20 protein-coding genes are annotated in these 23034 nt (G+C 62.8%); 7 read left to right on the top strand and 13 right to left on the bottom strand.

Going from position 1 to position 23034, the window contains the following annotated elements; all coding sequences use genetic code 11:
* Positions 1–95 precede the first annotated feature (95 nt).
* Positions 96–1067, top strand: coding sequence for an NAD(P)/FAD-dependent oxidoreductase (locus ACFTR6_RS04895; RefSeq protein WP_377957078.1), 972 nt, complete (start codon positions 96–98; stop codon positions 1065–1067).
* Between the two features lie 226 nt (positions 1068–1293).
* Here ACFTR6_RS04895 and ACFTR6_RS04890 read toward each other — a convergent pair whose 3' ends face one another.
* Together ACFTR6_RS04890 and ACFTR6_RS04885 are read right to left on the bottom strand one after the other, a co-directional pair.
* Positions 1294–1587, bottom strand: coding sequence for an alpha/beta fold hydrolase (locus ACFTR6_RS04890; RefSeq protein ID WP_377957077.1), 294 nt, complete (start codon positions 1585–1587; stop codon positions 1294–1296).
* Positions 1588–1729: 142 nt separating this feature from the next.
* Positions 1730–2116 (bottom strand): hypothetical protein, encoded by a 387-nt coding sequence (locus tag ACFTR6_RS04885; protein ID WP_377957076.1) that lies wholly within the window; start codon positions 2114–2116, stop codon positions 1730–1732.
* Positions 2117–2397: 281 nt separating this feature from the next.
* On the opposite strand from ACFTR6_RS04885, the gene ACFTR6_RS04880 reads away from it, so the two are divergent.
* Entirely contained in the window at positions 2398–2847 is a 450-nt protein-coding gene (locus ACFTR6_RS04880; protein ID WP_083706295.1) for a rhodanese-like domain-containing protein, read from the top strand.
* Between the two features lie 1168 nt (positions 2848–4015).
* Here ACFTR6_RS04880 and ACFTR6_RS04875 read toward each other — a convergent pair.
* A complete protein-coding gene (locus ACFTR6_RS04875; protein ID WP_076799917.1) occupies positions 4016–4276 on the bottom strand; it encodes a GlsB/YeaQ/YmgE family stress response membrane protein in 261 nt (86 codons plus the stop codon).
* Between the two features lie 1343 nt (positions 4277–5619).
* Between ACFTR6_RS04875 and ACFTR6_RS04870 the strand changes: the two genes are divergently transcribed.
* On the top strand, positions 5620–5904 hold the full coding sequence (locus ACFTR6_RS04870; RefSeq protein ID WP_377957075.1) for a hypothetical protein: 285 nt from the start codon (positions 5620–5622) through the stop codon (positions 5902–5904).
* A gap of 101 nt (positions 5905–6005) precedes the next feature.
* Here ACFTR6_RS04870 and ACFTR6_RS04865 read toward each other — a convergent pair whose 3' ends face one another.
* The 4 genes from ACFTR6_RS04865 to ACFTR6_RS04850 all read right to left on the bottom strand — a co-directional run bounded on the left by ACFTR6_RS04865 (position 6006) and on the right by ACFTR6_RS04850 (position 12804).
* On the bottom strand, positions 6006–8405 hold the full coding sequence (locus tag ACFTR6_RS04865; protein ID WP_377957074.1) for a hypothetical protein: 2400 nt from the start codon (positions 8403–8405) through the stop codon (positions 6006–6008).
* Positions 8406–8411: 6 nt separating this feature from the next.
* A complete protein-coding gene (locus ACFTR6_RS04860) occupies positions 8412–9092 on the bottom strand; it encodes a peptidoglycan-binding protein (RefSeq protein WP_377957073.1) in 681 nt (226 codons plus the stop codon).
* A 376-nt stretch (positions 9093–9468) separates the two neighbouring features.
* Entirely contained in the window at positions 9469–10020 is a 552-nt protein-coding gene (locus ACFTR6_RS04855) for a hypothetical protein (RefSeq protein WP_377957072.1), read from the bottom strand.
* Between the two features lie 639 nt (positions 10021–10659).
* Complete coding sequence (locus ACFTR6_RS04850) at positions 10660–12804, bottom strand: glycogen debranching N-terminal domain-containing protein (RefSeq protein WP_377957071.1); 2145 nt, start codon at positions 12802–12804, stop codon at positions 10660–10662.
* 608 nt (positions 12805–13412) lie between these two features.
* On the opposite strand from ACFTR6_RS04850, the gene ACFTR6_RS04845 reads away from it, so the two are divergent.
* The gene (locus ACFTR6_RS04845; protein WP_377957070.1) at positions 13413–13595 is read left to right on the top strand and encodes a hypothetical protein; all 183 of its coding nucleotides are present in this window, start codon (positions 13413–13415) and stop codon (positions 13593–13595) included.
* Between the two features lie 140 nt (positions 13596–13735).
* On the opposite strand, the gene ACFTR6_RS04840 is transcribed toward ACFTR6_RS04845, so the two are convergent.
* Both ACFTR6_RS04840 and ACFTR6_RS04835 read right to left on the bottom strand, forming a co-directional pair.
* Positions 13736–13981 (bottom strand): hypothetical protein, encoded by a 246-nt coding sequence (locus tag ACFTR6_RS04840; RefSeq protein ID WP_377957069.1) that lies wholly within the window; start codon positions 13979–13981, stop codon positions 13736–13738.
* A gap of 41 nt (positions 13982–14022) precedes the next feature.
* Positions 14023–14208, bottom strand: a complete 186-nt coding sequence (locus tag ACFTR6_RS04835; RefSeq protein WP_377957068.1) for a hypothetical protein — start codon at positions 14206–14208, stop codon at positions 14023–14025.
* Positions 14209–14313: 105 nt separating this feature from the next.
* Between ACFTR6_RS04835 and ACFTR6_RS04830 the strand changes: the two genes are divergently transcribed.
* Together ACFTR6_RS04830 and ACFTR6_RS04825 are read left to right on the top strand one after the other, a co-directional pair.
* Complete coding sequence (locus tag ACFTR6_RS04830; protein ID WP_377957067.1) at positions 14314–14451, top strand: hypothetical protein; 138 nt, start codon at positions 14314–14316, stop codon at positions 14449–14451.
* A gap of 132 nt (positions 14452–14583) precedes the next feature.
* Positions 14584–15009: a YciI family protein gene (locus ACFTR6_RS04825; RefSeq protein ID WP_377957066.1), complete on the top strand. Its 426-nt coding sequence runs from the start codon at positions 14584–14586 to the stop codon at positions 15007–15009.
* A gap of 697 nt (positions 15010–15706) precedes the next feature.
* On the opposite strand, the gene ACFTR6_RS04820 is transcribed toward ACFTR6_RS04825, so the two are convergent.
* The 3 genes from ACFTR6_RS04820 to ACFTR6_RS04810 all read right to left on the bottom strand — a co-directional run bounded on the left by ACFTR6_RS04820 (position 15707) and on the right by ACFTR6_RS04810 (position 19341).
* Positions 15707–16726, bottom strand: coding sequence for a cytochrome d ubiquinol oxidase subunit II (locus tag ACFTR6_RS04820; protein ID WP_087872883.1), 1020 nt, complete (start codon positions 16724–16726; stop codon positions 15707–15709).
* Between the two features lie 10 nt (positions 16727–16736).
* Positions 16737–18101: a cytochrome ubiquinol oxidase subunit I gene (locus ACFTR6_RS04815; RefSeq protein ID WP_377957065.1), complete on the bottom strand. Its 1365-nt coding sequence runs from the start codon at positions 18099–18101 to the stop codon at positions 16737–16739.
* A gap of 337 nt (positions 18102–18438) precedes the next feature.
* Positions 18439–19341 (bottom strand): TerC family protein, encoded by a 903-nt coding sequence (locus ACFTR6_RS04810; RefSeq protein ID WP_377957064.1) that lies wholly within the window; start codon positions 19339–19341, stop codon positions 18439–18441.
* Positions 19342–19560: 219 nt separating this feature from the next.
* Between ACFTR6_RS04810 and ACFTR6_RS04805 the strand changes: the two genes are divergently transcribed.
* Positions 19561–21198, top strand: coding sequence for a serine/threonine-protein kinase (locus ACFTR6_RS04805; protein WP_377957063.1), 1638 nt, complete (start codon positions 19561–19563; stop codon positions 21196–21198).
* 154 nt (positions 21199–21352) lie between these two features.
* On the opposite strand, the gene ACFTR6_RS04800 is transcribed toward ACFTR6_RS04805, so the two are convergent.
* Positions 21353–22849 carry an APC family permease gene (locus tag ACFTR6_RS04800; RefSeq protein WP_377957062.1) on the bottom strand — a complete coding sequence of 499 codons (1497 nt, stop codon included), beginning with the start codon at positions 22847–22849 and terminating at the stop codon, positions 21353–21355.
* Between the last annotated feature and the right edge of the window lie 185 nt (positions 22850–23034).

Genomic DNA, 23034 nt, shown 5'->3' with positions numbered 1-23034 from the left:
CAAGGGATTGATAAGTATGCTTATGATGCTCCTCTTTAGTGGCGGTATGCAGAGGGTACGGAAACGTAAGTAGCGAAGCTCGTTAGGGGAGCTGCATGGCACCGAAAAAGATATACGACGTTGTGGTTGTCGGAGGGGGTGCAGCCGGCCTGAGCGCAGCGGTGACTCTCTGCAGGGCACTGCGTTCCGTTGTGGTCATCGACGCCGGCGAGCCAAGGAACGGCCGATCCCCGGAGGTGCACGGGTTCCTGGCCCACGAGGGCCTGCCGCCTGGGGAGCTTCTTGCGGCCGGCCGTGCGGAAGTACGGGCATACGGTGGCGAGATCCTGCAGGGGCGGGCCGTCGCGGCACGCAAAGAAGCCGGCATTTTCATCACTGAGCTGCAGGACCGGCGGAGCCTCCGTTCGCGGCGCCTGCTCATCGCTTCCGGCTTTGAGGATGAGTTGCCGGAGGTGACTGGCATCAAGGAACGATGGGGCCGCGACGTGCTGCATTGCCCGTACTGCCACGGCTGGGAAATCCGCGATCGGGCCATAGGAATTCTTGCCACGGAACCCGCGGCGGTGCAGGAGGCACTGCTCTTCCGGCAGTGGAGCGGCAACGTCACTTTCTTTCAGCACCTCCTGGAGGACCTCGATTCCGGAGACCGTGAACAGCTTGAGGCCCGGTCAATCCGCGTCGTCAAAGGACGCGTGGCTGCGTTGGAAATATCGCAGGACACCCTCAGGGGACTGCGCGTGGCATCCGGCCAGTCGGTCGCATGCGACTACCTCGTCGTGAAACCCACCGCCAGGACCGAGTCGCCGGTGCTTCAGTCGCTCGGACTGCAGCAGGCAGACTGCGCCGCGCAGGGCCGGCATTTGGGCGCGGACCCCAATGGTCTGACGACTGCTGCGGGCGTGTGGGCTGCCGGCAATATCTGTGACCCAACGGCAGAAGTGATAACAGCAGCCTCGGCAGGAGTTAAGGCAGCCACTGCTATCAATGCCGATCTTGTGGACGAGGACACCCGCCTTGCAGTAGAGGCGGCCAAGCGGGCCGCCTTCCCACCGGCGGTGCTGTCTTAGGCGGCGCCCCGAGCAGGAGAGGGCCTGCCCTCTGGGGCTTCATCGACCCCGCAGGAGGTGCGCGAATTCCTGGGATGGGTGGCAGGCCACCAGTGCCCGCCGTCGACGTGAATGACGGTCAGGTCACTAACCCAGGACCCCAGCCCCTCCCTCAGGTGTGGTGAGAGGAAGGGATCCTTGAGGGGAACCACTACGGCAACGGGCAAATGTACCGACTCCGGGGCCGTTACCTCTCCGGCGGGGAAGCGGTTGCTGCGTCGTTCACCAGGGCGTTGAGAGTGAAGTCATCAGGAGCGTGCCGCACTGAGGACATCCCGGCGTTGCGGGTGTCGTAGGTGATGATGTGGTGGGCTGCGGCCAGTTCGGCGATGACCGGAAGATAAAGCCGGTGGTCATCCGGGTATCCGTGCACGAGAAGCAGACTGGGAACGCCGTTTCCTGGTGGTGGCCCATATTCGAACACGGCCAGCTCCGCGCCCGCGGACCGGACAGTGCTACGGCATTCCTTCCATGCTTGCACTGCCCCACCCTACAGCTAAAAGACAGCCCCTCGCCCCAGCTTCGAGCAGGCTGTTTTCCTTGCTGTTTACGGCACCGGGACAGCCCTGGTCGCTGCAATGAGGCGCATCATGGCCTCGTGCAGTTGCACTACGTCCTTGCGGCTAAGCCCCAGCGGCAACGGCGCGATCCAGCGCGAGCTCCATCGGCCGGAAGGGGGCACCTGGATTCTCCTGTCCGACGGCGACCGTCGCGGCGGACGCGCCGACACAGGCGGCGGTGACCGTGTACTGCCCGGCCGCAGGCACCTTCTCGATGCCGCCAAGACCCCTGAGAGGCCCGTCCAACGGCCCTACATCGGCAAGGAGGACTGGACCCGGCACTGACTCAAGGAGCGGGTCCAGCTCAGCGTAGTTCCCAGCTTCCCGCTCCAGTACCTCCGGAGCACTGTAGGGCTTCGCGGTAGCTGGTACGTGGCGTCGGGTCAGCTGCCGGTGCGTAAACGGGCGCGGAGCCAGTTGTTGGGGTATGCGCGGGTTCGGGGTATTCATAGGCGCACCCCGCACTGCCGGTCAGAGGGATCAGCAGGCACAAGACAAACGCGAGCCACTGCCGCCTGTCTTTCATTCCCACAAATCCATGGCGAACAAGCCCGCACCTCAAAACAACCACCGTGCTGGACCTCGGATTGAGTCGTCCTCCGCAAACGCCTCCAATCGCATCTCCGTTGAACTGGCTCCCTCCATAGCCTTGAAATTGACGACCAAAATAGCCCATCATTTCGCTTCATAGTGGAAACGACCGAGCAATCAGCAGGCAAGCGAGGAAAACGGTGAAGCAGTGTCATTTCTCAGACGACGGCGCCGCGACCGGCCAAAGCAGTTCAGATCAGAGCGGTTCCCCCGGGACTCTTACGATCAACGAATTACTGATTGAGAGCCGCAGCGGGCTCGAGCGTGTTCACGCGTCGGATCTTGAGCGGGAGATGGCAGCGGGCGCCCTTGTCGTAGACACACGGCCGGTCGATCAGCGAGACCGCGACGGTGATCTTCCGGGAGCGGTCGTCATTGACCGAAACGTTCTCGAGTGGCGGCTCGGCCCTTCCAGCCCCCACCGGCTCGCGATCGCCGACGACCCCGCCCGGCGGATCGTGGTCGTTTGCAATGAGGGCTACAGCTCCAGCCTCGCTGCACACACCCTGCAACGGCTAGGGCTGATCCATGCGACCGACCTTGTCGGCGGTTTCCAAGCCTGGGCAGCACTGCGCAAAAAGTCCGATTGAATGACTTGTCTGCGTTGGAGTTATCGACGATGCGAAATCCTAGACCCTGGTTCCCTCGCGACTGGAGCTTCACAGCTTCTTCTCTACGCGCTGTGACGCCGATAACTGATCGTATGTAAAGCAAAACAGCGATGCTTCAACTGGCCCTCCCTCGCCATAGTGCGAGTTCATAACAGCTAGAGCAACACGCAGGTCTTCCGCTACTAACTCAGTGAATTTCGGGTCGTCGCTCTATTCCAGCGCTCGTCTAAACGCACTAGTAGATGCCGAATATTGTTCATCCTGCAGTCGGATCTTTCCAATGGCGTGCGCTGCCCTTGATGCAATGGCGGGGACTCCGGAATCAAGTAGGGGGAAAATCTTCTCTTCTGCTTCTTGTACTGCACCTCGGGATGCCAAGTCGAGAGCACATGAAAACAGCTCGTCATTTTCGTCTCTAGGTGGGTCGCTAGAATCGGGAGCGTTCAAAACCGGGACTTCACCCAGTTCCACTGGTACCAAGGCTGGCTGACCGTGAAAGGTGACGAAGAAATATGTCCAAGCTCCGGTTGCCCGGAACGCCAATCTCATAGAAGTTCGTCAGGGCCAAGGGAGGAGAGATGAATCTGACGTCCTCTCCGCTCACAACGACGGGGATGAACTTGACCTTTTCCGTCTGACTGAAATAAAGATCGCTCGTGATGATTGACTAGGGCCACTACTCCGCTATGCGAGACTCCAACTCCGTGCAAGCCCGTCAGGAGGCCGGCGCCAGTATCCGGAGCCAGTACTTTCCGGGGCCCCACTTACGCGGGTGGTTATCTTCCGTGTCAGTCGGGATCCTGGCGGACTTTCATTGCTGAGCAGAAGCCGCCCGCCGCTGTGCGCCCTGGCCTGGCTGCTGTTCGTCTACGCCTCTGTCGTCGTGTTGGCGGCCCTTGGTCTGTGGCTGCAATCGACCTGGCTCGCCACCTGTCCTGCTGTCGGAGGCGTCCGTCAGGACGCTGGAAAGGTAGGCGCCGCGCCAAATAGCGTTCCGGTCCGGGTCGTCAGCCGCCGCTGATTTCACCAGGCGCCTCCCCTCCCCCCGGTTCTCGGCAGGCCCCTGTCCCGTTTTGGGCACCCGTGCCTGAGCTGACGGGAGCTCCGGCACCGGGGTGCTGAACCGCCAGGGGCAGTCGTGATCTTGTTATCGGCGGGCGCCCTTGCGGCCGGAGATCCCTTCCGCGACGCCAATCAGAAGAACGGCGGCGATGACGGCAACGATGAATCCAAGGACGTTCAGTTCGAAGATGTCCCCGGTGCCCAGCAGGCTAGCGATAACCCCTCCTACGACAGAACCGGCCAGCCCAAGCAGCAGCGTGGCGACCAAGCTCAGATTCTGCCTGCCTGGCTTAATGAACCGCGCCAGTACCCCGATCACGAGACCCGCAACGATGAAACCGATCATGATTTTCCTTCCCCTAACACTCCCAAAAACAATAAGAGTACTTAGTAACTTAACGCAATCGTCAATACCGGAAGACTGTGAGGCGGATCGTCAGCATGCTAAAACCGTTCCTTCTGGGGGTAGTCGTATCCCATTAGGCCGATCATCGGGGAATCAGCGCAGGAACCTGCCGCTGTGAGCGCGGCTTCCGATCAGGGGAAACGGCGGCATTCGTCACGCCCATCCCCTCATTGGCGGGGCGAGCGGCGGACTGGTTGAGGAGCGAGGACCCCGGGTGGGTTAGTGGACCGCCGCCGCCCCCAGTAGTTTCAGCATTCATTCTTGGAATGACCGTGGAGTTTCTTGGGATACCGGGCTCACTGACGACGCTTTCGAAGAGGAGCCCAGCCCTCGAGGCCGGTACCCTTGATGCACCGCCGCCAGCCTGCAACCAGGGCCGCCATCTTCCGGGGTCGGCGCGCCCGGCTCCTAGCGACTTTTGCGAAGCTCCACGCTGACTTCCTCAAAGGCCGGAACCCGTCGCGCTTCCCCGGCGCGAACTTCAGGGTCTTTGCCTCTGACCACCGTGAAGGGGAGCGATGTATATGAGCCCCAGCCCCGCCCCGCCGGCGACTCGTCCTCCCGGAGCTACTCAACGAGGCTGTTCACGGCGGTGACGTGGGGCAGGTACACGTCCTCGAACTGCTTCCCCCTGAACGCCGCGAACCTCATCCGTTTGGGCACGCCTGCATACTAGCTGCTGGCACTACTCGCGGCCGGGCAGTGACTGCCCGGCAGGTGTACAAGCAGTTCCTTCTTCTCCGGCGGCACCACCAGGGCCATCATTGAAATGCCAGGACGGCTGACTACGCGGATCGGAGAAGGTCATGTTGAAGGCCCTGATGTGCAAGCTGAACATTCGGCACGAGTGGCACGTCGAACACACCGAAGACGGCAGCCTTTATAAGCGCTGCCTGCGCTGCGGCAAAGATGACGATAGCGGCGGCGGAGGAAAGGGCGACTTCAGCGCCTGGGTAGGACCAACAGGAGGGTGAGGTCACTGCCCCACTGAGGCCGCCGAGGGACTTCGTCCCCGGCGCGGCTGCCGTCCGGACAGGGCGACAGGCAGGGCCGGAGAGCCTTCGGGGTAGAAAGCAGACTTATTGACATGACCTACGTCAGGAGACTTAAAGTGACGGAGTCGAGCAGTAGGCGTCAATCCCAGTAGCGGGAAGGGCCGCCATGGCTTCCTCATCAGTAAGTTCCCTTCGTTTCCATACGGCTGATCCCGGCATGACCTGTGGACCCCTCTCCATCGGCCCTACAGCAAATGGCAGCGCCACGGTCGTGCTGAAGGAGTATGGGTGGTGATATCCCTGCGCCGGGTCGTCCGGAGCCAGTACTTCCCGGCCGCGGCGGCACTCGCGTTAGTGGTTCTCTTCTGGTCGGTCGGGATGCTGGGCGGTCTTTCGTTGCTGAGCCGAAGCCGCCCTCCGCTGGGCACCCTGGCCTGGCTGCTGTTCGTCTACGGCTCTGTCGTCCTGTCGGTGGCCGTCGGTCTGTGGGCCGCCATCGACCTGGCCCGTCGCCTGTCCCGGCGCCGAAGGCGTCCGCCGGGACGTTGGAAAGGCAGGCGCCGTGCCAATTAGCCTGCCGGTCCCGGTCGTCAGCCGCTGCTGAAATCACCAAGGCAAGTCCCCTGCCCCGGATATCAGTAGGACCAGCCCTTCCGGTTTCCGGCGCCGGCGCCTTAGCCCGCTGGCGGGAGCCCCGGAGACGGGGTGGTGGTCGATGTAGGCGCCGGTGTCCCGGATATCGTCGGTGCCGGCGGCACCGTGGGTGCGGGAACGGCCGGGACAGGGCTGGCGGGCGTGGTGTCCCCCGGCGCGGGAGGGGCGGGCGGTTCCCCGCCGTCCGGGGTCTGCGAAGGGGTGGTTGGTGACGTCGGTTGGGTGCCTGTTGTGTCAGGGGTCCGTGTTCCGGTGCTGGGGTCTGTGCGGATGATCTCGGTGATCTGTTCCTTGTAGGCAGACAGCCGGGCTTGGATGTCGGTGAGCGGGACGTTGCGGAGGTTGCGTCCGAACTCGGCGATCTCTTCCCAGAGTGCCTGCAGCCTGGCTGCACCCTCGGCGCTGAGCGGCCCGTCAAGGGTCAGCACCAGTTGGCTGGCAAGGGCATAGGTGAGGCAGGATACGCAGTTGTAGTTCGCGGCCGCGGACAGGTTCTCGGGAACAACCACGTTCGCCTGCCCCACTACCAGCACGACCTGGAATCCCACCGCAACGGCTGCGCAGCCGGTGCAGTTGGCGAAGGCGTAGGCCTCGTTGCGTGTGTCGACGGGCGTGCCGTCGTCCGCCCAGACCAGGGCGAAGGCGATGTCATAGACGACGGACCCGTCCGTGGTGTTGACCGCCAGCGCCTGGTTGCCGTCCCCGTAGGGCGCTTGGGGTTTGTCGAAGGGAAACACCCATGACGGCGCCACCTGGTTCCCGTCTTCGACGGTTGTTCGGGACGCCTCGTCCGGCGGCGTTCCGGCGTCCGGGCGGGGCACCAGCACCAGGGCCAGCTGCGGTTTTTCCCGGGTCGGCAGTTCCGCCCCGTCCGGCCACAGGGCCACGGTCCCGCCTTGGCGGCCTTCCACCAGTCCCGCCGAACCGGGCCCCGACAGGGCGGTGGGGACGGCGTCCAGCAGGGTCCCGCGGTCGTATGGCTGAACCGGGCGGTAGGTTTCCGGCCGAGGCCACCAGGCCCAGGCGAGCCCGGCAAGAATTGCCGCGATAGTCACCAGGGCCGTTCCGCGCCGGAGGGTGTTGCCTTTGGTCCGTTTCAGGATGGCCTGCAGCAGTTGGCGGGCCAGCCGCAGCAGCATGTACAGGATTGCCAGGACCGGCAGGGCGATAGCCACCATCGCCAGCATGTTCGCCGCACCTCCGGTGAAGTCACCGGCTGCCAGGCTGCCGGTAGCCTGCGCGTAGCGTGCGGCCCCGGCGGCCCCCGCGGTGGCGAGCAGCCGCGGCAACGCAAGCACGATCAGGACCAGGCTCAGCAACAGGAGTGGGACGGTCACCAGCACCCACACCGTGATCAGGGCACGGGCCCACGGCTTCAGCGCCCGGGTTTCCGGGGTGTTCCGGCGCCAGGGCAGGAGCGCCAGGAGGGTGGGTTTGATGTGCTGGAACAGGTCGGGCACGCCGGTGGCGTCGGTAAGGATGTGGTAGCCGTCGAACCTCAGCAGCGGCAGGAGCTGCCGCACCATCTGCAGCACTTGCGTGGCGATCACCAGCAGCCACGCGTCGTCGTTGGTCAGCCACCAGATGCCCATGATGATGACGGCCACGATCGCGTTGAAGTAGAGGCCGCCAAGATCTGTGCGGAGCCGTCCGCCACGGCCCAGCCGGTAGGAATCGGTGACGTCCGTGAAGAACGCAGGCCACACCAGATACAGGCCCGCGCCCATCCTTCCCGGTGTGGCACCGCCCCTCATCGCGGCGGCGGCGTGCCCGAACTCGTGGAACCCCGCCGACAGGACGGTCACGAGGAAGACGAGCAGGAGCAACCCGGGGTTGGCAAAGGCGTTATGCGTTGCCGAGGCAAGTCCCTTACTGAGCAGCAGCCACCCGCATGCAGCCAGGAATGCAGCGACCACCGGAACGGCGATGAGCGGGTGGAACAGGACAGCGAAGGGCCTGGTAATCCTGGCCGTCCGCGTCGTATCGGTGACGGTGTAGCGCAGGCGCATTCCCAGCAGGGGATCGGCGCGTTTCACTTCCGGCTCGGATCCGTCAGCGAGCCGCAGCAGGCCAAGGGGGAGCAGCTGCGTCCGGATCAGAGCGCGCACGTTCTCGGCACTGACCAGCCGGCCAAAGGCCGGCGTCACGTCGCCGGCGATGTCCTCGATGCTGCGGGTCCCGTCCGCTGCCTCCATCACCAGGTACAGCAAGCGGGTCAGGTGCAGGGCCTGACCGTCGGCCCTGCGGACCAGGGAGGGCGGTTCCAGGTAGCCGGAGTCCTTCGCCTCACCCAGCAGCTGCACGCCCTCGGCCCGTACGGGATATTCCGGAACGCCTCCGGGTCGGGCGGCAGGACCCTGAGGCGTGGCAGGAGACGGCGGGCCGCTCTGGGTGAACGGTCCGCCGTGCGCGGTAGCCATCCTGGTTTACTGCTGCAGGTCGGACTGCTGGTCGGCGGTCGCCGTGGCTGCGCCCTCGATCCCTTGGTTGATGATGGCGTCCTGCTGGGAGACAGCGGTGGCGCTGCTGTCGATCGAGCCGATGTTCGCGGCCACGGCTGCGTCGATCGGTGCAGCAACGTTTGCGTTCGCCGCCACCGCACCGTTGATCGGCGCGGCGATGTCGGCATCTGCGGCAAGATCCACATTGACGTTCAACAGATCGCCGTCCAAGGCAGCAGCCGGATCGGTAGGCGGCGCACCCAGGTCCGTTGTTCCGCTGCCGGGAAGCAGCCCGTCAGCGGCCGGTTCCTCCGTGGCGGTTCCGTCATCGACAGTGTCATTGCCCTGGTCGATTGTGCTGTCCTGTGCCGATTCCGCGGTAGCGTCCGCGGTGATGCCCTGATTAATGATGACCCCCTGGTCGGAGAGCGCCTGCGCCTCCGAGCCGAACGAGAGAATATTGGCCGCGGCCGCGGCATCAATCGGGGCTGCGACATTGGCGTTGGCTGCCACGGCAAGGTCAATTGGTGCTGCCGCGTCAATGCCAAGGTCGAGGTCCGCATTCAGGTCCAGCACGGAGGCGACTTCCTTGTCAGGCAGGGCGGTGCCTTTCTGCGCCAGCAGTTCTTCATCGGTCAGCGGGGTCAGATCCTGTTCGTTGCTCACGTTCAAGCTCCATTCCGGCGCCGGTCAGCCGTCCCCAGCGGATGGCTCCCATACCGATGCGCCTCATGCGTTTCAATAGTAAGCATGATGATCATCTGGCAAAAGTTGATCACCGGCCCGGCACCGACCTGCCGCCACGGCCCGGCGCCGGCGTTATCGCATCCGCCCCAGGAATTCTGCGACGGCGGTCCGCATGGATGCGGGGTGACCTGTTCCTGTCCGGGTCCCAAGGCTCGCCGACAGTCGGAGATGCTACTTGGTGGATCAGGCCTGGCCGCACGGTGCGGGCAAAGCGGCGCCCCGCCTCCGGTCGGAAGCAGGGCACCGGCATGCCTGACTTTTTGATATCAAACTTTGGCGGCTGTCACATCTGGTGTCACCAATGGTGGGCGACGTCGATTACGAGCTTGGTTCCGTTGCCGGGGCCGGGCAGGGCGTGGACCTTGAAGGGCAGCCGGGCGCGGACGCCGAGGCCCAGGGTGGTGTAGCCTTCGTAGCTGCCTGCCCAGGCAACCTGCCGGAATGTCTGGTACTTCGAAACGTTGGTGACCTCGGAACGATTGGCCGGCGTGAAGGTGGCCCTGCCAGTTGCGTTGTCGTAGCTGGGTGAGTTGGCGGTAACCTGCAGGAGGGCGCCGCCCCTCAATTTGATTGGATGTCCGGATCCTTCCTGCACGACCTTTGAGACGTAGCGGACGTTGTAGCCGGCTACTTTTCCCTTGATGTCGATGACCAGCCGGTCGAAGCAGGGGTGCTGTCCCGAGCGTATGTTGGTTACCGATGCGCCGCTCATGGCCTGGTTGGATTTGGCGAGAGAGCTCCATACCAGTCCGCAGTAGGAAGGGGTTGCGGAGGCGGGCCCTGGGACCAGCAGGCCCAGTCCGAGAGCCACAATGGTGGCTGTCAGCCAGGCACTTAGTTTTTTCATATGGGGTACACCTTTCGGGTGTGAGTGATGGGGTGACTCCAGCGTAGGAGCGCCACAGGCCTGAAACGAGGGATGTTTCCGGTTCTTCGTGCAACCGTTAATCGGCAAGGAATCCGGTCACGGGAGCGTGATTCCGGAGCGCGTTTCGGGGGCAGTCGAAAGGCGTTCGTGGCCCTTTCTCCACACCGCCGTTACCGCTGGTAACGGCCATAAGGAGGTGGGCAATGGGACGTCAGGTCCAGGTCCGTTATCGGCAAGCCTGCGCCGTCCACCACCCAGGAAACGAGAGGCGCCCGGACAGCCGTCCCGGACCGCGGAAGGTGCACGTTGTGTGATTCGGGAGTCGGGAACCTATAGCTCAGGTCTACCTCAAGGCTAAGCCGTGTTCCTTCAGTGCCGTCTCGATGATCTGGAGCGCTTTGGGTCCGACTCCATGGAGTTTTGCCAGGTCCGCCCGGGACGCCCCGGCAAGTCCCCTGAGAGTGATGTAACCGGCAGCATGCAAGGCGCGAGTGGCGGGAGTTCCAATCCTCGGGAGAGCGTCAAGTGATGATGTGGCCATGCGACCACGGTAAAGCCTCCAAGTGCCTTCCAGGCCATCTACAAGGCTGTGCACATCACCGTGCCGGTAATGGCGGGTTAGGATGCGGCGAAGTCTTCGGCCAGCGGCCGGGTCCCGTTTCGGAAGACCACACCGGAGGGCAGCCCGTCCACGCCGTTCACCCGGGTTCCGGTCACGTCGATGGTGACCCGTCCGCCCTTTAGTGGCAGGTTCTCGCTGTGAAGGGTGCCCCAGGATAGTGGCAATGCCGGCTGCATCCAGAACAGCCCGTCTGGTATGTGCGGGGCGTAGCGCAAGAGGGTGCGTACGAGCATCACTGGTGTCGCTGATGCCCAGGCCTGGGGAGCGCAGGCGGTGGGGTACGGGACCGGTACGGGGCAATCGGACCGGCTGAATCCGCAGAACAGTTCCGGCAGGCGGTTGTTGGTGTGTTCGGCGGCGTCCATCAGCGCTGTCGCGATCAATTGGGCTTCCTTCACGAAGCCGTACCTCATCAGTCCTGCCGCGATGAGCGCGTTGTCGTGCGGCCAGACCGAGCCGTTGTGGTAGCTGACGGGGTTGTAGGCGCCCATGTCCGTGGCGAGGGTGCGAACCCCCCAGCCGCTGAACATCTCCGCTGAAAGGAGCCGGTGCGCAACGTAAGCGGCCTTGTCGGTGTCGGCGATGCCTGACCACAAACAGTGGCCCATGTTTGAGGCGCAGGCATCCACCGGTCTCTTCTCGCCGTCCAGGGCGACCGCGTAATAGCCCCGGTCTGGTAACCAGAACTGTTCGTTGAACTGTTTTTTGAGCCGCCCGGCGCGGTGCCGGAGATCGAGGGCGAGGGCCTTGTCGCCGTCGTCGTACGCTATCCGGGCCCGTGCCATGAGGGCGCTGTAGACGTAGCCCTGCACCTCGCACAGTGCGATTGGGGGCTCAGCGAGCCGGCCGTCGGCAAAATTGATGCCGTCCCAGGAGTCTTTCCAGCCCTGGTTGATGAGCCCCTGGTCATTGAGGCGTTCGTACTCGACAAACCCGTCGCCGTCCCGGTCGCCGTAGTTTTGGATCCAGTCCAGGGCGCGGTCGGCGTGGGGCACGAGTGCGGCTATGTCGTCGGCCGGGAGTCCCCAGAGCCGGGCTTCGCCCAGCAGCGTGACGAACAGCGGGGTGGCGTCCACGGTTCCGTAGTAGGCTGACCGGCCTCCCAGGGCCAGGCCGGTGCCGACATCGAGCCGGACCTCATGCAGGATCCGGCCCGGTTGCTCTTCGGTCAGCGGGTCCATTTTCTGTCCTTGCCGGTCGGCCAGTGTTTGCAGGGCGCCCAAGGCCAACGTCGGGTCGACAGGAAGGTACATGAAGGAGGTCAGGAGTGAGTCGCGGCCAAAAAGCGCCATGAACCAGGGCGCTCCGGCGGCGATGACCATCCGGTCAGGGTGGTCGGGGTCAACCAGGCGCAGCGCTCCGATGTCGTCATGGCTGCGTGCGAGGCTTCGTTCGACGGTCGGATTCCCGACACTGGTCATTGGGACGTGTGCATCCCATGCCCGTTGCCGTCCCTGCTGTGCTGCGATGATCTCGGCGGAGAGGACGAGCGTGGGCAGTTCTGTATCAACTTCGGTTTCCGCTGTCAGCGGCAGGACGGTGGCCCGGACACTGCAGTGGCCCCGCGCGGGGACATCCATTCGCAGGAGGAGACCGTCGGAGGTGGCTTCGGCGTCGCGCATCCGCACCACGATCTCTTTCCTGGTTTCCTGCCACGCCGCTTCGATCCTCAGCAACCCGGCCCTGGCAGTCCTTGTCCGTTCCCACTGCCGTTGCGGCCGGCCGTCCTTGACTTCGAAAAGGTCCGCGAAGTCAGCATCCACGGCAAGTGCCAGTTCACAGGAGGCCGGGCGGACCGAATAGTTGTGAATCGTGATGTCCTCGACGATGCCGGACCCCAGTTCGCGTTTGCGCTCCACGGTCAGTGGAGTGTCCGCGCGGCCATCGGCCCGCGCTGCCCTGCCCATGTAGGTGCCCTGGTAGGGCGAAGGGTTCCAGGCTCCCAACGGTTCCACTGGCTGCCCGTTAATAGCGATGGACCAACGTGACAGGATCCGGGTGTCCCGGTGAAACACCCCGTGGGGGTGGCTCGGAACGATGTCCCCGTTCGGCAAGGAGATACAAAAGGACGAGCCCGCGACGAGGGTTATGGCCCCCTCGCCCATGGATCCAGCCGCATTGTCTGCATTCCACCCAGCCAACTCTGGCTCCTCATAAAACACGAACCAAACTGCAACCTGGCTACTAAATCTACGCCTGTGGGTTGGCAACGGCGAGGGCGTCCCCGGCCTTCGCCTGATCGGTCCGGCCTCGGCAAGTCTCAGGACGGCCACCGCTGTCCGCCGACTATCCCGATGCCATGGACCCCCGGACGGCATGTCTTGAGTGGTTGGCTTGCAGCATCTTGACCTCATCCTGCGCGTTCGCTGCGGCATCCTTGATGCCAGCCCTGCACTCTGGCTATGACCTGCAAAAGCAGGACAGAGGCTGACGGCAACAGAAATCACTCGACTTCTGGCATCTGGGGCCGTGATCCACACCCGACGTGGGCGGGAAACGAGTTGTACATTGCGCAGGGGGACACATATGGACAACAGGGCCAGACCGACGCTGGACATTCAGCACCTCCAAATACTTGCGGGACAGGCGTCCCTGGAGGCGGCAGAGTCATCTACCGCTGACTATAGGTCTTTGCTCCCCCCGGTACGTTGAGCAAATCAGGTCCGCCGGCGGCACCCGCAACAGGGATCTGGCGTTGGATGCCTCACTGCGATTGAAGACGAAATCCTGGTTGGTCGGAGCTCTGCACATGAACCAGCTGTGCGGTGGACTTGAGCTGGCCCTGGCGCTGGATAACTGGACCACCGCCACTGCCGTCGCAAGGGACATCGAACTCCACCTTCCGCGCCTGCAGAAAGCGCTCCAGGGCGGTCCCCATCCCGGGCTCCACACGCGGCTGATGAGGGCAACCCGAACTGCCATGGCGTCCTGATCCGCTGGTCGCCGGATCCCTTATCACCGGTTGACGAAACCCATTATGGGCGAACGAATATGGCGGGGAACTTACTGCATGGGGCGCAGTTAGCGGGTCTGTCAGTATTCAGGTTGGTGCCGAACACCGGGGCCCAGCAGTTACGCCACGAAAGGGCTGGTTCGGGGTTCTTCCACTGAGAGGCGGCGGACGAGCAGGGATTCGAAATCAACGAGCTTGCGGGTGCCGCTGCCGGTATCCAGAATCCAGAACATCCCCATGGACGGCATTGTCTGCAGCACCTTTCCACGGTTGTAACGCCGTCCTTCGTGCCAGGCTTCAATCATGTCACCGACGGCGAGGTCGGTTAGGTCCTGTACGGTGCCGGTTGCTTGTTCTTCCGTCACGTCCCCTCCTCCGTTCATGCCGACGGGTTGACCCCGGTAATTCAGAGTAGGGGCTGAAGTTTGCGCCCGCGTTTCCGACGAATGACTTCCTCGATACGAAATTGGTTCATGAACTGGTTTCCGAAACGGCTGATCTCATCAGGAAGCCAGTCGTCCGGCTGGACGCGGCGTAAACCGCTGAAATTTTGCCCGATAACGACATCCCCCGCCTGCGGGAACTCGAGCATGAACGACAGAACACGCCCGACTGCTCGAGTTCTCCACATAGGCTTGGAGGGGCGCGCCTTGGTGGATGGCTACCGAAGCCCTTCGTTACCCATAGGATGAGCCTCATGACAGCTGGTGATGAGAAGGATCCTCCTGTACCCGCCGACTTGGTGGGCGCCCCGCAGCGTGTCCACCGCGACCAGGTTGCAGAAGACGAAGACCAGCCCGACCGCAACGCCCCTACGGACGAGTCGAACGACTGAGAAGCGGGTTGCTTCTTTGCGATCAGGCATCTGTGAATAAGAATTTCCCTGGGCCTGTCGGTCCGGTGCTTGCCCATTCGACGCAACAGTAGAAGGACGCATCAGGCGTTCTCGGTACAAAGGAGTAGAACAGTGAAGTTCATGCTGATCATGCGCGCCACGGACGAGGCTAAAAAGGGTTACGAAACGGCCGACATCGAACAGATCATCAATGCAATGGGCGCCTACAACGAATCGCTCATGAACGCCGGGGTGCTGCTCGCCGGTGAAGGACTCGCCGATGACATGAGCGAAGCTTTTGTTGTCGATTTTTCGGGCGACAACCCCGTTGTTACTGACGGCCCGTACGGGGAAACCCATGAACTGTTCAACGGATTCTGGATCATCCAAACCGCCAGCAAGGAAGAAGCTGTCCACTGGGCCAGCCGCTGCCCCCTGGGCCCGGGCAACAAGCTCGAAGTCCGGCGTGTGACCGATATGAGCGACTTTGAAGACTTCTCCGACAACGAGTTCCTCCAAAAGGAAGCCGGCTGGCGCGAGGAACTCAACCAGCCGTAACAGCACAGCGACAAACACATAAGCGACCCGGCCCCGGCGCCCCAGCGAGCCAGTGCACTCTGGACGCCGTGCGCGGGGACGCGGGGATCGAAGGTGCACACCGACATGGCGACAGGGCTGCGGACCATCGTCCGCCAGCACCCGGCGATCGAGATGTTCCTGGAACAGACGGACCCCTAAACGGGCTGGAAGGCTATCGGCGTGGCGATTGACGACTACATACCGAAGCCCATGGCCCTCGGGGACAGCTTCCCTATTGATCCAGACTACGTTGGCGAACGCCCCTTCGTCCGAACCAGAACGGCGTCACGGACACCGCGCACCCGAGGCCGGCCATATCGGACGGCACGCTGCCAGCTATTGCCGGCAGGGTCCCTTCAGCTGGAAATCACCTCAGCATGATGTCCCTGTCCAGCGACCAATACAACTCGATGACCAGCATGTTGCCAGTCCTCTGGGCTTGGATCCTGGCACCAGAGATCCGGGCCTTCAGCTCCTCCAGCAGGTCCGCGTCGTCCGCTGGCAGATCGATTTCTCAGGACACCATGCCTCACCCCTACCGACCGGCATATGTGCCACAGGCTGTGGCACATATGCGATGGGCTACCGCTCGTGTCCGGCAGGTTGACGGAACCGCCATTACCGGCGTTCCGAAAGCAGCGAGAAGTAGCGGCTTCCGGCTTCAGTACCGCTGGCCCTACTGGTGGGGTTCGTTGGCCCGGGGAAACTGGTCGCGTTGGAAGATGGCGTAGAGCCACCAAAGTGATGGAAGCACCAGAATTCCGGCGAGCAGCACTGCAATTGTGTTGGCAGCAAGGACATTTTCGGTGGCTGCGGCCTCGGCCAGCGTGAGGCCCGGAAGTACGAAGGGATATTGTCCAATTCCCCAGCTCCATAGCAAGGCGGTGACGGCGAGGGCAGCTGAGACGCGCACGGTCAGGAACCTGCGACGCCACATCAACACTAGTGAAGCGAACCCGGCGGCTACTGACAGGGTTGCAAAGGGCAGTGCGGGCAGCGTCAGCAGCTGCCGGAACAGCCCGGGTGCATCCGCTGCGAGTACTACAAGCTCCACCACCGCCAGGGCGCCTGTGACGACGCCTGCGGTCAGGGCTTTCCGCCGGAAGGCCTCGGTTAGCTCCGGGTTCCCTTCCCTTCTAGCATCATGGGTCAGGTACACGGCAGCCAGGTAGGCGGTGGTGGCCACAGCCAGGAAGCCGCTGGTGATCGAGGTCGGGTTTATCCAGCTTGTCACGGGGTCACCGGCCGCTATGCCCGGCGGCACGCGCTCAGCGGCGAGGGCGCCGCCCACCGTTCCAAGGAAGAAGGGTGTCAGCACCGACGACAATGCAAAGGCTCCGCCGAACAGGCGCTGCTGCCACAGCTCCTGGCTCACTTTGCGGAAGGCAAAGGCGGCTCCGCGGCTGATGATGCCCAGCGCGACGAGGGTGAGGGGAATGTAGAGGGTGGAGGAGACGGCAGCGAACACTGACGGTACAACGGTCCAGGTTAGGATGATCACAAAAATCAGCCAGACATGGTTGGCCTCCCAGATCGGCCCGATCGAGTGCTCGATCAGGTTTCGCTGCGGACGCCCCTTCTCCGCCCGGCCTGCGACCAGGTCCCAGAAGCCACCGCCGAAGTCCGCCCCTCCAAACAGGGCATACGCTGTCAAACAGATCCACATCGCTGCCATCAGCAGTTCAGCAAGCGGCACGGCAGGCCTCCTAGATGATCTTGTAGCCGGTCACGTCTGACTCCTGTGGCGCCAGGGGGACCGGCTTGTCCTTGGCGAGCCGCCGCAGCACATAGACCGTGGCGATCGTGAGGAAGAGATACACCACAGAGACCAGAATGAAACCGTAGAACAGTCCCGGCGCCGGGTTGACCGCCTCGGAGGTGCGTAAAACTCCAAAGACGATCCAGGGCTGCCGGCCGACTTCGGTGACTACCCAGCCGGCCTCCAGGCAGACGACGGCGATCAATCCGGAGACCGACGCTGCCCGCAGGAACCACTTGGACCGGGGGAGGTCCTTCCGGCGTTTCCAGGCGACCGCCATCCAAACGGACAGTGCCAACAGGGCAAATCCGCCGCCCACCATGGCCTGGAAAGCGAGGTGGACAACGTTCACCGGCGGCCTGGCGTCTTCGGGTACCTCGTTCAGGCCCATTACCTCGGCATTCGGATCAAAGTGCGCCAAAAGCGACAGGCCGCTGGGGATCTCAATGGCGTACTGCATCTCGCCGTCGATGACGACCCCGCCGATGTGGAGCGGGGCGTTGCGCTGGGTCTCGAAAATGCCCTCCATGGCGGCGAGCTTGACTGGCTGGTAGCTTGCCACGAAGTGGGCGGCCCAGTCCCCAACACCGATCTGGACAGGAGTGATGGCCGCAGCCACAGCAAAGGGCACCGCAAAACCCAGCCGGTGGTACCTGTCCCGCCGACCGCGCAGCATGGCAACGGCATAGACCGAAGCCATTCCGAACCCGGCAACCATGAAGGCAGCCAGGATCATGTGGACGGTCTGCGGCGGAGTGGCCGGGCTGAACATGGCCGCCACCGGGTCCACCGCGATGATCCGCCCGTTTTCCTCATCAAAGCCGGTGGGTTGCTGCATCCACGCATTCGCTGTGACCACAAAGAAAGCACTGGCCACCCCTGCCACGATCACCGGGATACCGGTAAGCATATGGACACGCGGCGGGAGGCGGTCCCACGCATAGAGGTAAATGCCGAGAAAAATAGCCTCAATGAAGAACGCTATGCCCTCAAGCGTGAACGGCAGACCAATGACCTCACCGTAAACGCCCATCAGCCCCGGCCAGAGCAGGCCCATCTCAAACGAAAGAATCGTTCCCGATACGGCTCCTACCGCGAAGAGGACACCCATCACCCTGGCCCAGCGCCTTGCCAGCAGCCGGTAGTTCAGGTCGCCGGTCTTGTAACCACGCCACTCGGCCGACAACGTGATTGCCGGCATTCCGACTCCGAAGCAAGCGACGATGATGTGCCATCCCAGCGACAGCGCCATCTGAAGGCGCGCCGCCAGAAGATCAACAGGTTGCACTTGGAAATACACGTCGGTGAGCACGCGTCACTCCTACCGCCGGACCAGAGGAACACAAATACACGTTGCTGCAGCAAACGTACCCATGGGCCAGGAGTTCATGCATTACTAGGAGAAGAGAAAGCTCTCATCAAATGGAGTAAGCGTTTTCCCGCCGCAGCCTGGAGCCAGAGGACGACGGCAGGGTCCCCGCGCAGCTTAGGTAGCTCATCGCACGCTCAACAGTTTCTGACGTCTTCATTATTGCTTGCTGCAGCTCCGGCTCCCGACGCCCCTGGGCGTGACTCCACGCCCCCGGGGGCCAGCTCGTGCCGCGCCCTGTGAGGTCTGCCGGCAGGGAGAGGGGACCCTCAGGTTCGGCCTATCCCAGGCCGGCGGGTTCCTGGTGGCCGTCGCCGTCGACAATCCGGCCGCTCACGGGCTTGCGGGAGAGGCAGACTTCCCCGGCTTCTGGCCCGGTCGATGTGGCGGCGGCGATGGCGTCGTGGTCATCGGCTTTGGAGTAGGCGTGGCGGAGGTGGACCGGTTCGATCGGTTCGCCTGAAAGTTTTTCCTGGCGTCGTTTGTAGGTCAGGTTCAGGGCTTCGACGATGATGGCGAAGGCCATGGGGCCGTAGATCAGGGCTTTGTCGATCTTGACCTCGAAGCCGTCGGCGATGAGGAAGGTTCCGATCAGCACCAGGAAGGCCAGGGCCAGCATCTTTACGGTGGGGTGCCGGTTCACGAAGGAGAAGATGAACTTCGAGGAGAAGAGCATGATGGTGAACGAGAGCAGGACCGCGGTGACAATGACCAGGAGGTTATCGACCATGCCGACGGCGGTGATCACCGAGTCGAACGAAAACACCATGTCCAGCAGGATGATCTGGGTCAGCACCGCACCGAACGTCACGCTGGTGAGCCGGCCCGGGCCGTGGGACTCGCGTCCTTCGAGTTTTTCGTGGATCTCGGTGACTGCCTTGTAGACCAGGAACAGGCCGCCAAAAATCAGGATCAGGTCCCTGCCTGAAAAGCCCTTCCCGAACAGTTCGAACAGATCGTTCGTCAGGCTGATGATCCAGGATGCGGCGAACAGCAGCACGATCCGCATCAGCATCCCCAAGGTCAGACCGAGGTTGCGGGCTTTAGCCTGCTGCTCCAAGGGCAGCTTGCTGGCCAGGATCGAGATGAAAATGACGTTGTCCACGCCCAGAACTATTTCCAGCACGAAAAGCGTAACGAAAGCAACGGCAAGGTCCGGTGTCAGTTCAAATGCTAAGTCCACTTACGAAGTGTAACCGACGCCATTTCCTGGAACAGGAAAGGGCGAATTCCGATCCGAGATCAGCGGGGCTGATTCATGGCGTACGAAGCTCCGCGCATGTAATACTAAGCAGTCTTACTACCCGTCGCGTTCTACCGGGCGGGGTGTAAAGACCAGCGAATACTCCGCGACCTGACAGCAGGCCGGATACGACAAATGAGACGCATTGTGGGAGTTCGCATGACTGAGGGACAGCGGCCGGTCGTGACCGGGCAGCTTATGTGCCAGCGTTACCGTCTCCAGGAACTGGTCGGCCGTGGCGCCGCGGCAGCGGTGTACAGGGCGGTCGACGAAGCATTAGGCCGTGAAGTGGCCCTGAAGGTCTTTTCCAAGGAAGGCGGCGAGCCGGAGTTGCTGGCCCGTCAGGAGGCCGAAATTCGGATTCTCGCCTCCATGGTCCATCCGTCCCTGGTGACGTTGTTCGATGCCGGCACGGACCCCGCGATGGAACGCAGCTTCGTGGCCATGGAGTACGTGGCCGGCCCGGACCTCCGCCGCAACTTGCGGACCGACAGCCTGGCACCGGCCGACATCGCAGCTTTGGGAGCAGATCTGGCTTCCGCCTTGGACTATGTTCACAGCCGCGGCGTGATTCACCGAGACATCAAGCCCGGCAACGTGCTGCTCTACAACCCCCGCCCGGGTGAGCCGGGACAGCAGTGGCGCGCCAAACTCACGGATTTTGGCATCGCGCGGGTCATGGACGAAGAGCACCTGACCAGGACAGGCTGCACCGTCGGCACTGCCGCGTACCTCAGTCCGGAACAGGCCCTCGGTGAGCCATTGAACGGCGCCAGCGACATCTACTCCCTGGGTTTGGTACTGCTGGAGTGCTTCACCCGTACGGTCGAGTTTCCCGGAAGCCAGATCGAGTCCGGCGTGGCAAGAATCCACAGGAACCCCGTCGTACCGGACAGTGTCAGCCCGGAGTGGAAGACCCTGCTGACCGCGATGACCGCCAGATACCCGACCGACCGCCCCTCTGCGGCCGAGGCCGCGACTGCCCTGCAGCGACTGGCGCTGGCACCGGGCAGTAAGACTCCCGTCGCTCCTCAGACGTCCGTCAGCGTCACGCCCTTGCCGGAGGTCCGGAGCAGGCCATGTCCTCCCATTCCTTCACGTCCGCCAAATGTTGCTTCGCGGGCGGGCCGCAAACCTGGCAGGCATATGCGGACGGTGATCGTCGCATCCATTGCGGCCGTTATTCTGGCCGGAACCACGTCCGCCACCTTCGGGCCTGCTGGCCCGGATCGGTCCGCAGCGCCCACCCCACAGGCAGTGCCCGTGCAAAACAATCCTCTGGATTTCCATCTGGATCAGCTCCAGGCAGCCCTGGAGCCCTCAACCGCGCTCCGGTCCCTTCTTGACCAGGTGCGCCAAGCCATAAGCGACGGGGACCTGCAAAGCGCCCTTGCGCACTTGGACCGCCTCGAAAAAGACGCGACCGACGAAGCCGCACGTAACGGCTTGACGTTCGAACAATACCGGAACATCACCGCAGCCATCCGCCTGGTCCGCAACGACCTGCAGACACTCATCACAGCCTCCACAAAGTTACCCGTTGAAGCACTTCCCGCCGCTCCCCAGCCCGCGCCCACGCGGAACGGCATTCCTGCAGGAAACCTGGAACCTGCTCCGGTCGTCGTCGTAAACCCGCCGCCCGACACCCAGACCGGGACTGAGGATCCTGTCCAGCAGCAAGAGAACAAGGTCATGGCCGAAGGTCAGTCCAAGCGGCCCGTTCCGGGCCCCGGCGCTGTCGACAAGCCCAAACCCGACAAGGCCAACAACCAAAGCGGGACCAAGAGCAATAGGTAGGTCCGGGTGGCAGATTCCGGCGGAGGAAGTCCAAGACGGCGGTCCGGCCGGGTCGACAAGGGTGTCCGCCCACGGCCCAGCACGCGGACCTGCCGGGACGAACGAACGGTTCGTCCCGGCAGGAGGCGGGGTTCAATAGCGGTTACGAGGACAGTCAGAGGCTGGGTACTTTCTCCAGGTCTGCGGCGTCGTCGTCTGGTTTGCTGTTTGAAGGGATGGTGGTGGGCAGTTCCCTGTTGTTTCTGCGCCTCGTCTCGTGCTGGGAATACAGCCAGACTGGTATGTAGAGGGACAACACGATGAAGCCGAGCCAGGTTGAGGTCCAGCCGATCTCCAGGCTGTTCAGGTAGACGACGCCGACCAGGCACAGCGGCAGGTTGAACAGGCCGAAGAGCATGGCGACGTGTTTCCAGCCCCTGGGTGCCTTGAAGGGCCGTTCCAGTTGGGCGAGGGCCGGGTGCTTCCTGGCCCTGACGTAGGCGAACAGGCTGATGCCGTTGGCGCAGGTGTAGCCGATCGCGGCAGCTGCAAGGATGGCGGCGAGGGACCCCAGGGAAATCAGCACCATGTTGAATGCCGCGGTAACGAGCAGGGCAATGAACGGGGTTCCATGGCGATTTGTTTTGCCGAGATACCTGGGCAGGTTGCCTTCGGTCGACATCGAGTGCAGGGCACGGGAGGAACCGAGGTAGGCCGTTTGGATGATCAGGATCATGGCGGCTATCAGCATGATGATGGTGACGACGGAGCCGGCCTGGCCAAAGGTAGCCTGGGCGACCGGAATCAGCGGTGACACAGCTTCGGCCGCCACACCGTCAACACCCAGCACGCCGATCACTGCAGTTTGCACGAGTACATACGAGAAAAGGCAGATGATGCCGCACGCAAACAGTGCCTTGGGGACATCCTTGGCGGGGTTTTTGTATTCAGGGCCGTAGATTGCTGCCGTTTCCCAGCCGCAGGCACTCCACTGCGCGATTGCGAAGATGCCGAAGAGGATCAGGATGTGGTGCGCGTCCCAGGACCAGTCGGCCGGCAGCCAGTTGCCGGTGATATTGGCCAGCTCGACGTGTCCGGTGGCAAAAGGTGCCGCGGTCAGGACCACCAGCGGGATGAGGGAAAAAGCCGCCAGGACGTAGCCCAGGATGGCGCCTTCCTTGAGTCCGAACCAGTTGATTATGAAGAGTCCCGTGAAGATCACCAGGCCCGAGATGAGTGAAAGCTGGTACTCGCTGAAGGTCTGCCCGAGTGCCGGGAAGAGCCCGTGCAGGTAACCGCCGACCAGGATGGCGAAGATCGCAAGGACCGGGTTCCAGGCGAACCAGTAGCTCCAGGCGCTGAAGCCCCCGATCAGCTTGCCCTTGTCATACTTGCCCTTGTAGTTCTCGGTGCGGAATATTTGCTGCGCGAAACCCGGCAGACCGGAGGCCTTGGGAAAGGTGGTGGCCATTTCAGCGTACGCCGCGTTCTGAAAGAAGCCCTGAATGACGGACAGCCCCCAGATGAGGATGGCTGCGGCCGACAGATACATCGGCAGGTAGCCCAAAGAGGGCAGAATCAGCAAAGGCACACCCAGAGCGATGGCCAGGCCCTGCTTCCAGTCAATCGACCTTTCCAGGTAACCAACACCATCCGAAAGATTTTTACTCATAACAGTCTCCCTTAGACGACTGAAGCCGTCCGGTCTTTTAGTTGAGTGAAATTAATTCTTGAAAAGATAAAGTGGCAGCGAAAAGAGCCATAGCGCCTGCAGACAGGGGTAAGGCAGGATTGCAGCTGGCCCCGCAGAATCAATGGGGGTGGTTTTGATTCAAGAAGAATGGCAGTCGGCGGCAG

The organism is Arthrobacter sp. NPDC057009 (assembly GCF_042673905.1).
In the GTDB taxonomy this organism is placed as follows: domain Bacteria; phylum Actinomycetota; class Actinomycetes; order Actinomycetales; family Micrococcaceae; genus Arthrobacter.
Note: the sequence above shows the minus strand (reverse complement) of the source record. Positions and strands in the feature narration are given on the sequence as shown.